Source organism: Evtepia sp. (assembly GCF_034090835.1).
In the GTDB taxonomy this organism is placed as follows: Bacteria; Bacillota; Clostridia; order Oscillospirales; family Oscillospiraceae; genus Evtepia.
Map to the genome: position 1 here is coordinate 13,584 of NZ_JAXDRS010000056.1, position 14,188 is coordinate 27,771.

General features: G+C 55.2%; 15 protein-coding genes and 1 pseudogene. All 16 read right to left on the minus strand.

Annotated elements, in window-relative coordinates; all coding sequences use genetic code 11:
* Positions 1-137: 137 nt before the first annotated feature.
* Positions 138-797, minus strand: coding sequence for an HD domain-containing protein (locus tag SOR61_RS10100; protein ID WP_320612533.1), 660 nt, complete (start codon positions 795-797; stop codon positions 138-140).
* Positions 798-2,450, minus strand: a complete 1,653-nt coding sequence (locus SOR61_RS10105) for an ATP-binding protein (protein ID WP_320612534.1) — start codon at positions 2,448-2,450, stop codon at positions 798-800. It lies immediately after the preceding gene.
* Positions 2,447-3,127 carry a response regulator transcription factor gene (locus tag SOR61_RS10110; RefSeq protein ID WP_320612535.1) on the minus strand — a complete coding sequence of 227 codons (681 nt, stop codon included), beginning with the start codon at positions 3,125-3,127 and terminating at the stop codon, positions 2,447-2,449. The genes SOR61_RS10105 and SOR61_RS10110 overlap by 4 nt, the downstream gene beginning before the upstream one ends.
* 99 nt (positions 3,128-3,226) lie before the next feature.
* Positions 3,227-4,684, minus strand: a complete 1,458-nt coding sequence (locus tag SOR61_RS10115; RefSeq protein ID WP_320612536.1) for a recombinase family protein — start codon at positions 4,682-4,684, stop codon at positions 3,227-3,229.
* Between the two features lie 338 nt (positions 4,685-5,022).
* On the minus strand, positions 5,023-5,517 hold the full coding sequence (locus SOR61_RS10120; RefSeq protein ID WP_320612537.1) for a hypothetical protein: 495 nt from the start codon (positions 5,515-5,517) through the stop codon (positions 5,023-5,025).
* Positions 5,504-6,346: pseudogene (locus SOR61_RS10125) on the minus strand (type IV secretory system conjugative DNA transfer family protein); the annotation flags it as partial. The pseudogene SOR61_RS10125 and the gene SOR61_RS10120, both read right to left, overlap by 14 nt.
* Positions 6,343-6,825 (minus strand): PcfB family protein, encoded by a 483-nt coding sequence (locus SOR61_RS10130; protein WP_320612538.1) that lies wholly within the window; start codon positions 6,823-6,825, stop codon positions 6,343-6,345. The pseudogene SOR61_RS10125 and the gene SOR61_RS10130, both read right to left, overlap by 4 nt.
* A 39-nt stretch (positions 6,826-6,864) precedes the next feature.
* Positions 6,865-7,491, minus strand: coding sequence for a DUF3846 domain-containing protein (locus SOR61_RS10135; RefSeq protein WP_320612539.1), 627 nt, complete (start codon positions 7,489-7,491; stop codon positions 6,865-6,867).
* Between the two features lie 10 nt (positions 7,492-7,501).
* On the minus strand, positions 7,502-7,708 hold the full coding sequence (locus SOR61_RS10140) for a hypothetical protein (protein WP_320612540.1): 207 nt from the start codon (positions 7,706-7,708) through the stop codon (positions 7,502-7,504).
* A gap of 16 nt (positions 7,709-7,724) precedes the next feature.
* Positions 7,725-8,603 carry a ParB/RepB/Spo0J family partition protein gene (locus tag SOR61_RS10145; protein WP_320612541.1) on the minus strand — a complete coding sequence of 293 codons (879 nt, stop codon included), beginning with the start codon at positions 8,601-8,603 and terminating at the stop codon, positions 7,725-7,727.
* Between the two features lie 51 nt (positions 8,604-8,654).
* Positions 8,655-9,554: a DUF6017 domain-containing protein gene (locus SOR61_RS10150; RefSeq protein WP_320612542.1), complete on the minus strand. Its 900-nt coding sequence runs from the start codon at positions 9,552-9,554 to the stop codon at positions 8,655-8,657.
* A 432-nt stretch (positions 9,555-9,986) separates the two neighbouring features.
* The gene (locus SOR61_RS10155; protein ID WP_320612543.1) at positions 9,987-10,187 is read right to left on the minus strand and encodes a hypothetical protein; all 201 of its coding nucleotides are present in this window, start codon (positions 10,185-10,187) and stop codon (positions 9,987-9,989) included.
* Between the two features lie 97 nt (positions 10,188-10,284).
* On the minus strand, positions 10,285-11,082 hold the full coding sequence (locus SOR61_RS10160; RefSeq protein WP_320612544.1) for a response regulator: 798 nt from the start codon (positions 11,080-11,082) through the stop codon (positions 10,285-10,287).
* A complete protein-coding gene (locus SOR61_RS10165) occupies positions 11,057-12,364 on the minus strand; it encodes a histidine kinase (RefSeq protein WP_320612545.1) in 1,308 nt (435 codons plus the stop codon). The genes SOR61_RS10160 and SOR61_RS10165 overlap by 26 nt, the downstream gene beginning before the upstream one ends.
* 121 nt (positions 12,365-12,485) lie before the next feature.
* Complete coding sequence (locus SOR61_RS10170; RefSeq protein WP_320612546.1) at positions 12,486-13,610, minus strand: DHHW family protein; 1,125 nt, start codon at positions 13,608-13,610, stop codon at positions 12,486-12,488.
* Between the two features lie 16 nt (positions 13,611-13,626).
* A partial coding sequence (locus tag SOR61_RS10175) for an MBOAT family O-acyltransferase (protein WP_320612547.1) occupies positions 13,627-14,188 on the minus strand: 562 nt, incomplete at its 5' end.

The following is a 14,188-nucleotide window of genomic DNA, read 5'->3' on the forward strand; positions in this document are numbered from 1 at the left end:
CCGGGTTAAAGAAAAAACCAAAGGAACCATAAGTTTTGGTTAAATTTCCCCTCTTTTCCCCAGCCTTTTGCTTTCTGTCTTATAACAATGCATAAAAAAACACCCAGGGAGTGCTCTCCCCGGATGTTTCCCGTTTCTTAAATCAATTGCTGCTCGTTGATGATCAGCTTAAACTGCAATCCCAGCGTATCCGCTGCCTTGCGACACAGCACCATGCGGTTCAGGAAAATCTCAAAGTAGTCCATCACCGACCCATAGCGGGTGTCAATGTGCAGCTTCAGCTTAATGAGGGTCTTGCTCTCGTTGATCTTCAGTTCTGCCTTGGTCACCGAATAGTTCACCCGGTCATGGATGTCAAACTTGGATACATCCCGATTCCGGACACGGCTCCGTCGTACATCCGACTTATCCGCCAGAATGAGCGCCGCCGCCAGAGGGCTCACCGGGGTACCGGTACCCTCGTCGTGGTTGCCAATGGCCGTTACCACTTCCGCAATGTCCAGCGGGTCCATGTGCAGGTGGTCCAGCAAACGGAACGCCATCACTGCGCCGCTCTGAGAATGGTCGATCCGGTTGACCAGGTTGCCAATATCGTGGAGATATGCTGCGATCTGCACCAGCTCCACTTCCCGGGGCGAGTAGCCCAGGGTCTCCAGAATATACTTGCTGTTGGCAGCCACCAGACCCACATGGGCGAAGCTGTGCTCCGTAAACCCCAGGGTGATCAGGGATTCATCTGCCTTCTGAATATAGGTGCGGATACCCGCATCCTTCTTAATTTCTTCAAATGTAATCATTCACTTCTCCTTCTGAAATGTCAATGTGATCGTCGTGCCCGTCCCCGGCTCACTGTCCAGGGAGAGCTGTGCGTTATGATACTGGGCGCCATGTTTTACAATGGAGAGCCCCAGTCCCGTGCCGCCGACCAGCCGGGAGTGGCTCTTATCCACCCGATAGAATCGTTCAAAAACCCGGTCCTGCTGGCCTTTGGAAATGCCGATCCCCGTGTCCTCCACGGACAGGACCACATGTTCTTTGTCCTCTGTGACCCGCACTGTCACAGAACCGCCTTCTTTATTATACTTTATGGCGTTGTCACAGAGGTTATATACCATCTCATGGAGGATCCGCCAGACCCCATGCACCTGTCCGTGGTCACCCTCCAGACGCAGGGAGACCTGGTGCTGTCTGGCCGGTTCCTTCAGCTGGTTCAAGATCTCCTCGGAGAGGCTATACAGGTCCACCGGCTCGTCCGACACGCCCGGGGACCCCTCGTCCAGCCGGGAGAGCTTCAGGATGTCATCTACCATTGCGATCAGATTTCTGCTCTCTTTGTAGATATCCCCGGCAAACTCCCGCATCTTGTCCTCTTCTACCAGCCCCTCCTTCATGAGTTCAGCGAACCCGGAAATGGAGGTCAGCGGCGTTTTGAGTTCGTGGGACACATTGGCGGAAAATTCCCGCCGCAGGCTCTCCCGTTCTTCCCGCTCGGTGACGTCCACCATCAGGATCACAGCCCCGATCACCTGTCCGCTGGCAGTCACAGGGCTGGCGAGGATCTCAAAAATACGGGAGTCCTCCTGCAGTAAGGTCTCTGCATGACGTCCGGCCAGGGCTTTGCCCGCAGACTCCCAGATCTCCCAACGGCAGGTATCCTGCCGTAGCTGCTCCGGCTGGGTCTCCTCACCCAGGAGGGCAAAGGCGCTCTGGTTCCCGGAGAGCACCATATATTTTCTGTCCACCAGCAGGACCCCTTCGTTCATGTTTTCCGCCAGGGCAGCAAACTCCCGCTGCCGTCGGCCCAGGGCCTCCATCTGCCGTCCGATGGTCAGGTTCTGCTCCCGCAGACGGCTGACCAGGGGGAAGAGTTCTTCATACACCTCATCCAGCCGGGGGTTCTCCAGGTCCAGATTGTTGATGGGCTTCGTGATCTGCCGGGACAGCCGGGATGCCATGAGCCCGGACAGGATCAATGCCAGGACCACCACCCAGAGCACAGGCTGCAATGCGCCCAGGATCAAAGCCCCTACCGTTGTCTGGGTGCAGGCGATCCGGAGCACCGAGCCGTCGCTGAGCCGGGTGGCATAGTAAAGGTTCTTTTTCAACAGGGTGGTGGACAGGTGCTTGCTTTGGCCGGTGCCATCCTGCATCGCCTCTACCACCTCTTCCCGGTCGGCGTGGTTCTCCATTTCCGAGGGGTTGGCAACGCTGTCATACAGCACCGTTCCATCCGGTGCGATCCACGTCAGACGCTGGCCCGGCTGCAGACCATCCAGATACCGTTCCCCGCTTTGTTCCAATCCATGGGCAGCATAGGAGGCCTCTTCCTCCATCTGGAGGTACATCTCCTTTTCGTACCGGTCCGCCATGACCGCCACAAAGAGGCCCACGCACAAGGCCATGACCGCCAGCCCCACCAGAAAGCAGCTGCGAAAAATTTTCCCGGTCATACCGTGCCCCCTATTTTGTAGCCGACGCCCCGCACAGTCTCAATATAGTTGCCTGCGGGGCCCAACTTGGTCCGCAGGGTCCGCACATGGACGTCCAGCGTCCGGTTCTCCCGGCTGAACTCCTGGCCCCATACGCCGTCCATAATGGCGTCCCGGGTCATGGCAATGCCCTGATGCTCCAGCAGCAGGCAGAGCAGTTCAAACTCCTTGTTGGTCAAAGAGACCTCCTGCCCGTCCACGCGCACCACATGGCGCTGGGGGCTCACGAACAGGATCCCAATGGAGTAGTCCTCTTCCTCCTGTTTCTGATCCGTCCGGCGCAGCACCGCCCGCACCCGGGCCACCAGTTCCATCATACCAAACGGCTTGGAAATAAAGTCATCCGCGCCGCTGTCCAGGCCCACCACCCGGTCATACTCCGTGTTTTTGGCGGTCAGCATGATCACCGGCAGCTTCTTCGTGGCGGCAGAGGCCCGGAGCTTTTGCAGGATGGACAGTCCATCCTCCTCCGGCAGCATAATATCCAACAGCACCAGAGCAGGACGGGGCCCTTCCATCGCCTTCCAGAACTCGGAAGGATGAGAGAATCCCTTGGCTTCATATCCCTGGCTGCTCAGCGCATAGATCACCAGCTTGCGGATGCTGTCGTCATCCTCCAGCAAATAAATCCGTTCCATAGTTCATCACCGAATCCTTTTCTTCGACTTAACCTGTCTTTTACCTACAGTTTATCCGGACTTTGTAAAATAGAAAACCACCCGGTTGTTAATTTTTTGTTAAGTCGACCCCGTCCAATCCGCCTCTCGCGGGCAAATCGTAAGGGTGCCCCCTTCGTGCACCCAAATGGTCTCCACCTGCTGAAACAGTATCTCCCGGGAAAGCTCCTCCTCCGGCAAGGAGAGCTCCCGGCTCAGTTCCTGCCTCACCCTGTCCTCCCTCACGGTATGCTTACTGCATGCCTGTTTGGACTTTCTTCGGTACGTAGAGCACACATAGTACACCGTTCCCCGGGCTGTTTTCCGGGTCATGGACTTCCGGCAGTCTGCGCACCGAAGAAACCCCGCCAGCAAATGGACGCTCTCCTGCCCTGGGGCTCGCCGGGTGACCCGGGCAGAGAGGGCCTGGGCCCGCTGAAACACCTCCGGCGGTACAATCGCCTGGTGGGTGCCCTCTACCACATACCAGTCCTCCCGGGGCACAGAGATGGTCTGGTGCACCTTGTAGCTCACCACCCGCTGCCGGCCCTGGATGAGCGTCCCGGCGTACACCTCTTCCCGTAAGATCCGTGACACCGCCGTGCTGGACCAGAGGCCGTCGGTTTTGCCGCCTGGCCGCCGGTAGTTGGACCCCTTCCTCCGCTTGTACTCGGTAGGGTTGGGGGTGCCCAGGGCGTTGAGCTGGGCCGCGATCCACTGCTTGCTCCTTCCCTGAAGGTACCATTGGAAAATATCCCTCACCACCTGGGCTGCCTCTGGGTCCGGGACCAGCGCATTGTGGTCCATTGGGTCCTTTTCATAGCCGTAGGGGGCAAAGGACCCGATGAATTCTCCCCGGCGGCGCTTCATATCAAAGGTCCGGCGGACATCTGCCGAGGTTTTTGCCGCATACCGGTCGTTCAAAATCCCGTTGATGGGGATTTCCAGGCCGCACTGCACCGCCTCCGGGTCCAGGTAGCTGTCCACCTTGGGACTGCCCAGAGAAATGAATCGGGTCCGGTACCGGGGAAAGACCTCTTCCAGGAAATATCCCTGGTCCGCATAGTTTCGGAAGGCACGGGACAGGGTTTTGCAGACAATGCAGTTGAGCCTGCCCTCTTTCATATGCGCAATCATGCGCTGGAACCCTTCCCGACTGTCGTCCGTCCCGGTCAGTCCGTCATCGGCTGCTGTATATGCAATTATCTCGCTTCTGCGAATTGTATGTGCTGCACAGTTTCCAAACTTCGGAAGCAAGTAAATGGATAGAATGTTTCGATACTTTGCGATGCTGGATTCCTTAAGCTGTGCTGTTTGCAACTTGATCCATTTATCGGCAACACTGCCGAAAGTAATGTTTTCGTATGAGTTTTCACCGTCTGCGGAGGTTGTAACGAGCGACAGTTTTTCTGCTATCTCATTGTAGGTCTTTCCGTAAAAATATCCATACTGAGTTTTTCCCGTTTCTGTATTTTTGGCATAACGGCCCTCCCATCGACCGTCTTTTCTTTTGTAAATATTTTTACCTTGTCGTGGCATGAAAGCCACCTCCTTTCAAATTTTGTCGGAGAATAAAGAAAAAAGTCAGTAATTCTCCGCCAGAATGTTTTTTTCATGTCGAATAAAAAATTAAAGACAACATACTTGTCATCTTGACAAGAAAGCTGTCTTGATGTATACTAATATTATTCTTTCGCAGAGTATGACACTCTGCGAAGTTTTTTTACATGGATAAAGCATATTGTAGCAAGCAAGGTCTTTTGGAGCCAAAAGACAGCAGGCGGGAACTCTGACGAGCTCCCGCCTGCGGCTTGATGGGGATTTCCCCATACCCCATTTGACACAGATTTCATCTGTGGCTGCGCGATGTCCCATCGCTATTTTTCCTCCCGCTGACGCTCTGCGATCTGCTGTTTCCGTTCTTCCAGCCCCAGCAGATAAGCGGCATTCGCCTTGTGGATCAGAAGCTCCCGCATCTGTTCCTGCGTCTTGTGGTAGTCAGCGTATGCCGCTTTTTTCTCGGTCAGCAGTCGCGCAAATTCTTCGTTCAGGCTCTTGACCGTGGGGAGCTTTTTGAGACCGAAATCGTCAAAAGCTTTCTTCGCCGCCTTGTGAAGAATGATGTCGCTCTCGTGCTCCGCAAGATACTTTTTGGAATATCCGGCTTTACGGTATCCGGCGTAAACTTCACGGGTCTTGGAGTAGTTGATGATGTGCATCCGCAAAGTCTGTATCTCGCTCATCCGCGTTTCCGCCGTTTTGATCGACGCCTTCAGATCGCTAAATCTTGCTTCGGCAGAAGCGGCAGCATTTGAAAGCGCGGCAAAATCGGCAAAGCCCTGTTCTTCCAGATATACAAAGGTCTTCGCCATTGATAAACTCAATGAGCGTTGCGAAGTTCTGTTCCTCCTCCGGCGCTTCATAGTGAATATATCCGATGAGCGCCGTATAGAGCAGCGTTTCCGCCTTCTGCCAGAAATCGTCCCCGGATTTGCCGTCGCCCTTGGTGTTGGCGATGAGCGTCGTCACCAGCTTCAGAATATCTTTTTCCGAATGGATATACGCAAAAGGGTTATAGTGCATGGACTTTTTGAAGTTGATGGAATTGAAGATTTTGACCTTGTACCCGTTGCGGAGCATCAACCGTCCGCACTCGACCGCTATGCTGCCTTTTGGATCAGTGACAACATATGAGGAATGGCACTGCATAAGGTTGGGTTTGAGCCAGAACCGCGTCTTTCCGCTTCCCGAACCGCCTATGATCATCACGTTTTTATTCCGTGCCGTCTTGGGGTCTTTCGGACGGTTGGACATCATCAGGCGTTCCGTCTGCGTGAGAATGACGTTGTTCTCGAACTTCGGATCGGCGTAGGGGGCAATATCTTCTGCCGTTCCCCAACGCGCACTGCCGTACTCCATATTTTTCCGAAATTTCTTTGCGTTTTTCCCTTTGACATACACGACTAGCCGGATGATGCCTGCAATCACGACGCCCACAAGCAGGTCAACCGGATGGAAGCTTGGCAGCGGCGAGGAAAAGGCTTCTCCGAGACCTTGCGTGAGGAAACCGAGAACCTTTGCGGATGCGTCCGCGCCCTCTGCCAGCCGCCATGCCTGTCCGAGCTTTGTCGCTATGAGGGCGATGAACGCATACGGGAGATTGGGCAGCACGATCTTCTTTATATTCAGCGGCTTCTTCATATCTCCAGCCCCTTGTCCTTGTTGCGTACCTTCGCAATATCCTTTGCGATCTCCGGCGCGCGGAGCGCTCTGAGCATCTTGATAACGGAAGGCTTATCCTTGTTCTTTGCCTTTTTGCCGCTGTATTCGGTAAATGCCGCGGTAAGCGCATCCGCGTCCCGCGCCTTGAAAAAGACGAGGTACTTTGGAATCTCGCCGGACTTGTCCTTCTTGATGGCGTAGTCCACACCGTACTTTCGCGCCACGCGGTCAAAGCCCTTGATATTGCTTTCCGTGACTTCGATGTTGGACACGCCCTGGTTCTGTCCGACGAGCTGTTTTACCGTCTGCCTGCCGCTGGGCTTGACCTCCGCCTTGTTTTGTTTATGCGCCTTGCGGCTGGCAAGATATTTGCTGATTGCCGCTTTCAGCTCTCTGCCGGTCAGCTTTGCGGCGGAGATCATCAGGGTAACGGCTCTGTGTTCAACTTCCTCCTGCATGAGACATCCCTCCCTTCACGCGAAATAACAGAAGCATTGTCATCGCTCCGCTGCCGGTGCCGACTTGCCTTTGGCGGAGGCTTTGGCGGGCTCGGTGGGGATAGCCTTGATTTTGCTGCCCATCTTCAAAAAGGCTTCCGGCTGACGGAACTTGTCCTCATATTTCTTTTGCATCTCCTTTGGGAGCGAAGCAAAGTCTTCCTCTCCCAGACCGCAGATGAAGAACTTTCCGGCGACAATATCGTAGATTTCGCCTTTTTCGTCCCGCAGAGCGCGGTTCAAAGGCAGATCCATTACCTTGCCTTCGTCATTACAGATCAAAGCCACGGCGTCGTCATACGGATAAACCGCCTGAATATCTCCGTCCACGGCTTTCTGTAAGGAACGAAGATCAGCGCCGATCCGCTCCATGCGCGGATACTGCCCCGGCTCCACCATAAGGACTTCAATGGTATTTTCCGGGGAGCTTTCCGGCTCTCGTTCAGCGGAGATTTCCTTGCCGTCGTTGCTCTCAAACTCCACATCCACGAAGTTGTCTGCATCCAGCACATGATCTCCGGCGCGCCACTGGTCGTTTACCATCTGCTCGGCTTCCTCCTTGGAGGAGGCTTCCACAGACACGGTGAGCTTCAGCGTTTCGGTGATCGTTACATCAAACTCCTTCATGCGCCGCACCTCATTCCTGCAAAAGCGGAATGATGAGCTCCGCGACCGCCTTCAGCACGGCTTCGGCCTCTTCCGGGGGAAGCTCGGTGATTTCACCTTCATCCTCATCCGGCATTTCATACGCTTCATCGAAGCCGCTTTCATAGAAGCAGCCGCAGTCCTCGCAGCAGCCGCAGTGGATATGGATGTTGCCGTTGATTGTGATATTTACGTTCATGGGATACCTGCCTTTCTCAGCGCTCGTTCTGGCGCTGCCGTTTTTTCTGCCACTGTTCCAGCAACTTGATGATGGTCTGCTGCATTTGCAGGGGCGTGTAATTTCGGGGGAAATATTTGCGAAGCACATCGTTATCCAGCGTAATGCGCGTCAGGTCGTCCTTCTTGTCCTCGGACATGATGGCGAACATGGCCTCCTGTGTGCATTTACCCTCGCGGCTGAGTTTCTTTAACCGCTGTGCCTGGGAGAGAGAGGGGGTATTCTGCGAATAGTCCATCGCGTCAAGAAACTGCCTCTGCTCGTCATGGGTGAGATATGACAGCTCCACGGCGGGGCTGAACGCGATCTCCTTGCTTTCCACCTTTTCCTGCACTTCGGGCAAAAGCTCCGTGAGACGGATAAATCTTTGCACCTGACTGCGGCTTGCGTTGGCGTCGTTTGCTACGATGCTTACTGCCCACGATGACTTCTCCCCAACTTGGGGAGAAGTTGAATCGGTCTGCAATTCAACCTTTTTCCCCTGATGTTTCAGCGCTTCCAGCTTCATTTTGTAAGCCTGCGCCCGTTCCATGGGGCTGATCGTTTCGCGTTGCAGATTGCTGTCCACCATAAGGATCACCGCCTCGTCATCGGTAAGATTGCGGACGATTGCCGGGATGGTTTTCAGCCCTGCAAGGTCTGCGGCGTGAAGCCGTCTGTGTCCGGCAACCATTTCATATCCGCCCTCCGGATCGGGACGGATGATGGCGGGGTTGAGAATCCCCACCTGCATGATGCTGTCTATCGTCTGCTGCATCAGCTCATCGTCCAGCACCTTGAATGGGTGGTTTCTGAACGGATGAATCTCCGACAGCGGTATCTGCTGTACCTGTTCCCGGGGTTCCTGCTTTGACACTGTTTTCACCTCCTCCTTGAAATGGCAAAAGCCGCAGGCATTGCCTACGGCTCAGATGAAGCCCTCCGACATATCGTGGCTGACGAGACTTCGGTAGTAGTTCCCAATGGTCAGAGGGGCGTTATACAGGGTTGCTAAGAGATACTGACGCATATTGCGGATGCGGGTGGTGTTGTCCTTCAGACCGTCCATGACAAAGCGGATGTGCTCGCTGTCCAGCTTCAGAAACTGGCTCTTTACGACCTCTGCGGGTTTGTCGTCCCCGGAGATACGGACGGTGCTTCTGGTTGTACAGACCGTATCCACCATGAGCTCCAGTATTTCCGTGAGGATATCCCGGTCAAGCGGATAGTCCTGCAAGAGAATCTCATACGAGATATTCCCCGAAAGGATTTCTCTGTATCGCTCTCTCTGATTCGCATCGCTTCTTTTCGTTTCCCGGACGTGTCTCTCTCTGAACGAAGTGAAGGGAAAAGAATCAGTATCACTAAATTCAGTATTATTATTCTCAGTATTATTAGATCGTGATTTTAACGGTTCTTGATCCGTGATTTTCACTTCTCCAGAATCGTGATTTTCACGATTCAAGAAACGTGATTCCGAGGGGGTAACGAAGTTCTTCACATAGATGAGATTGGGCTTGCCGAGGCCCTGCCGTTTTCGCTCGATGAGTCTGCATTTGCTTTCCAGCTCATGCAGGAGCTTTCCGGCTTTCTGATCGGCGCAGCCCATAGCCTCCATGATGTCCTCGATGGTGAAGATGATATACACCCGGTTTTCTTTATCCTGCCAGCCGTTCTTTGCCGAAAGGCTCATGCGGTCAAGCAGAAGACCGTAGAGCACCTTGGCTTCTGCGGAGATATTCTTAAACCGTTCCTCCGTGAACAGCACCTTCGGGATGCGATAGAAAGAGAACTGTTCCGACTCCGCACCGTAGAAGTAGTCATACATCGGGGCCGTCACGCTCCTTCAACAGTCCCACGGCGCGCATGACCTCCTTGGTACACCACCCGATACAGGGGGAATCGCGCCCGTAGGGACAATTCCTGCACTCCGAAACAGGTGCGGTATTCTCTTTATCTTCATCGTCGCGGAACTGAACTGCATCCCGTTGATCTACCGGACAGCAGCAGCCGTCAGGGTAGACGCAGCCTCTTTTCCTGCCTTTCCAGTACAGGCAGTATTGGCAGTCATATACATTGTAGTCCCACGACTTGCCATACGCTCTCACGCTTGCACCTCCTTCCGCCCGCGTCTGGGCAAAAAAATAGCGCGTCTGCCAACCCATGCGTCACTTTGGGTAACAAACGCGCTATGTACAATTCGATTGTTTTTATGTGAAAAGGCTCAAAAACGCTGTATTTCCAACACTTTTTTGAGCCTTTAGTTTATTAGTCCTATTATTACAGGGGCGTCGATGTAGACGCCTGCCAGCTCCCACTCCTCCTGAAACTCCTGCTCCAGATAGTCCATCAGGATCTTTCTCTGGTTTTGCACGCTGAGACTCTCTTCCCGGCCGTCGTCCCGGGACAGACGAATGTACAGCCCCACCTGCCACACTCGCCGGCTGCGTGTTCTCCCCATAGGCCCCTCCCTTCCGGCTGTCGTCGGGACAACCCTGTCAGTAGAACCTATGCACTCGCCGCCTCACCCTATGCGCCTTTTCCAGGGAGGCTCGTCCTTACTTCTGCTGCTCCAACGCACCCAGGGTGGTTTCCGCCCAGGAGTAGTTGGCCATGTATTCCCCCCGGAAGGAGTTAATGGCCGTAATGTCCCCCGCCAAAAACCGATAGTAGTCGCAGTCCACCCGCTGGGGGTCCACGGCGATCAAGTCCCGCTGCTTGATGATGATGGACTTCTCATCCAGCCGCCGGAAGGTGCTGCGCAGGTCTGTAATGAGGCTGCGCAGCTGGCTGCGGACACTATCGGTATCCGGTCGGCCTTCCCAGAGCACGGAGATGAGTTCGCCCATGGTGCTCCCAGCTCCCCGCCGGTCGATAAGGTAGGCAAAGAGTTCCTTGGTTCGGCTACGGCTGAAGTGCACCGGGCTTCCGTCATAAAACACCTCAAAGTTTCCAAAGGTCTGGACCCGCAGCCGGCACGTCTCTTTCATTGTCACAGGATAGCGGAGGTTTTCCAGTTCTTCCTCCACCGCCTTTACCGTCACCGGTTTCATGATATACCCGCTGGCGTGCAGCTGAAAGGCCTCCGCCATATACTGGGAAAACCCTGTCACAAACACAAGGTTTCCTGTGGGGCACAGGGTCTTGAGCCGCTGGGCCAGCGCGATCCCGCTGATCCCTGGCATCTCAATATCCAGGAACGCTACATCAAAGGAAGCACCGCTCTCCTCCAGCCACGCCAGCAGCCGCCGCGCGTTGGAAAACGCCAGCACCTCCGCCTCCGGCCTGGCCTGACGAATCCGGTCTGTTAGCATGTCCAACATCAAAGGTTCATCGTCTGCTGCTAAGATCCGCACGGGAATCCTCCTCTCCTTTGCTGCGTCCCCCCTTGGGAATCCGTACTTCCGCCAGGGTTCCTTTGCCTTTCTCACTCATGATCCTGAGAATGCCGCCGCATTGCGCTTCCAACCGGCTGCGCACGTTATCAATGCCCACGTGGTCCCGGCCATCCTGCTTCCTCTCTCTGGGGTCAAAACCCACTCCGTCGTCCTGGATGGTCACAACATACTCATGCCAGGTCTCTCGCATCCCCACCACAATGGTGCCGCCCTCTTCCCGTTTCGTCACGCCGTGGCGCACTGCGTTCTCTACCAGGGGCTGCAAGCTCAGCGCAGGGAGGAAGAAATCACTGTTCTCGATCTCATACCGCACCTTCAATTTTTCCCCGAACCGGATCTTCTCCAGGTTCAGGTAGCTGCGGATATGCTCTAATTCACGGCGGGCAGGAATGGTACTGGTGCTGTTCAGGCTGCCCATATTTCCCCGGAGGAAACGAGCCAATTCGTCTGTGGCTTCCTGGGCCTTTTTCGGGTTGGTTTCACACAACCACTCAATGCTCCCCAAAATGTTATACAGGAAATGGGGCTGGATCTGGCTGATCATAATGGCGATCCGTTTTTCCGCCAGTTCCTTGTCCTGCTCCTTCAGTCTCCGGTCCCGCTGGAGTTGTACGTTGGCAAATACCAGCAGCAAGGTCACCGTGGACCCCAGCCCCAGCACCGTGATCTCTTCCCAGAGAAGGTCCAGAACCAGAGCCAGGGCAGGGACGATCACATAGAGCAGCTGTAAGACCCGCTCTCTGCCAGAGACGGCCCGAGCATGAAACACCACCCAGCCATCCACGGCCAGCACCAAAAGTCCCACGGCATGGGACAGCCAGAACCACTCCCCCCGCACATAAAGGTTTCCGGTGGTGATTTCATAAAACAAGTTGGAAAACTGACTGAACAGGGTGAGCACGATGCCCAACAGGCAGAGCCCTTCCACTCCCCTGCGGCAGAATCGCCAGCGTCTCTGACCGGGCAGGTCATCCAACAGGTAGATGCTGTACAGCAGCAGCAGACCATAGGCACACAAATACTGGAGCAGGTTTCCCCCCCAGTTCAAACTACGGCAGTCCGTACCATTGGCATACCACGCCGCCGCATCTGCGCCCAGACACAGCAGATTCAGAAACAGCATCCAAAGAAACATCCGCACCGAACGGCTGCTTCGATCTCCATTCAGCAGCAGGCTTCCCAACAAAATAAGCGACAGCACCACCCCAAAGACTTCCAGGGCAACGTTGATCTCTGCCAACAGGACCACCTCCATTCTCTGTGATCCATCATACCATTTTCCCCAGCCCTTCGGCAAGCCGCAGATGCAAAAGCCCGGCCTGAACCCAAAATGGTTCAGGCCGGGTCTACTGAAGGTATTCTCAGTTCAGCCAGGCAGAGTTGGTATCGGTCATCATATTGTCCACCCCGTACAGATAGAGGATCCGGTCCACCGGATGCTCCTTTAAAAACTCCGACAGGGAGTCTCGATAGTACCGCAGGTCGACCATATAGATCTTCTGATAGCTGGAGGCCAGGAAGGTGCCCAGGCAGTGAGCATAAGAGTCCCGGATCACCAGGATACTCCCCCCCCCCGCGTCGGGGTTGCTGATCTCCACCAGACTATGGTTGCCGTCCAGATACACCGGATACTTATCCAGGTTTTCCAGGTGGGAGGGGAAGAAAAGACTGTGGGAAACCACCGGTTCCTTTCCGCCGTCCTGCAGGGTCACGGTCACCTTGGCCCCGCTGTCCCAGAGGTCCACCTTGTCCGGAGGGATCATCTGGTAACCGCTGCCCGACCAGGTGGTGCCGTAAAACCCATCGTAACTGGTCACGGTATAGGCATCCTGGGGTACCCAGGGCGCCCCCACCGCATTCTGGTAGGTCTGATAGATGAGATAGTTGCCAAAAGAGGTGAGATGGTGGTCGGTTCGATAGCAGACCTGTCCCCGCAGCGTGCCATCCTTCAAAGGCTGGCGCACATCAATGAGACGGATGTTCCGCAGGGTGGCAATGGCCTTCTGATAGAGGACATCATCGTGGTACTCCCCGTGGCTGATGGGCAGCACCCGGTCCATCAGATACCCGGTGGAGGGCACCATGATGAGATCGGCGGGAAGGCCGACACCCGCTGCGAAGTTGTCAAAGTTTTTCAGGTTGTTGAGATAGGTCTGCTCGTCATAGGGCTTGGGTGCGTTGATGAGGTAGTTGTCTTTACAATAGTAAATATCCTGTGCGCCGGTGCGCCCGGTGAGCAGATTCCAATAGGCGTTGATCCCAACAAACAGGTCCCGGCCGGGGATCTGATCGGACGTGAATTTTTCCAGTTCCTTCTGGGTGGTTCCGTCCATGATCTTTTCTGCGGTCACCTCAGGCAGGCCTGCCAGATATCGCTTTTCGTTCTCCGAGTATTCCTTCAGAGGAGAGAACAGGAGCAGTCCCGCCATCACCGCCAGAAAGACCAGAAAGACCAGCGCAGGCAGAAATCGATAGAGTTTTTTCATGGCGTCGTTCCCCCTCTCAGAACCGGAAATACAGGAAGGGATTATAGCTGCCGTCCACCAGGTAGGCTGTGGAAACAGCCAACGCCAGGAACATCAAAACCGGTGTCAGGAGCTTTTGCGCCTTGTCCGGCAGCCGCTGCCAGCACCGCTTTCCCAGCGTGGTGGACGCCGCGGCCAGCACCAGGAACGTGACAGCGTAGCTTTTCAGCGTATAGCCGTCGGCGGCGGACCACAGCGGCGCCCCGCCGAAGCAGGCGGCGAGGTAACCGCCGCAGACACCCAGGTCCTCCATGGCGAAAATGCCCCAGCCCACGAACACCACCAACAGCGTGTACAGGTGCTTCACCCAGCCGGGGGTCCTTGACAGAACACCTTTCAAGACATACTTCTCCAAAATGAGCCAGGCGGCGAAGTACAGCCCCCACAGGATGAAATTCCAGCTGGCACCATGCCAGAAGCCCGTACAGAACCACACGATGAGGATGTTCCGCAAAGTCTTTGCCGTGCCGCCCCGGTTGCCTCCCAGGGGGATGTACAAATACTCCCGGAACCAGGAGGTCAGGGACATGTGCCACCGC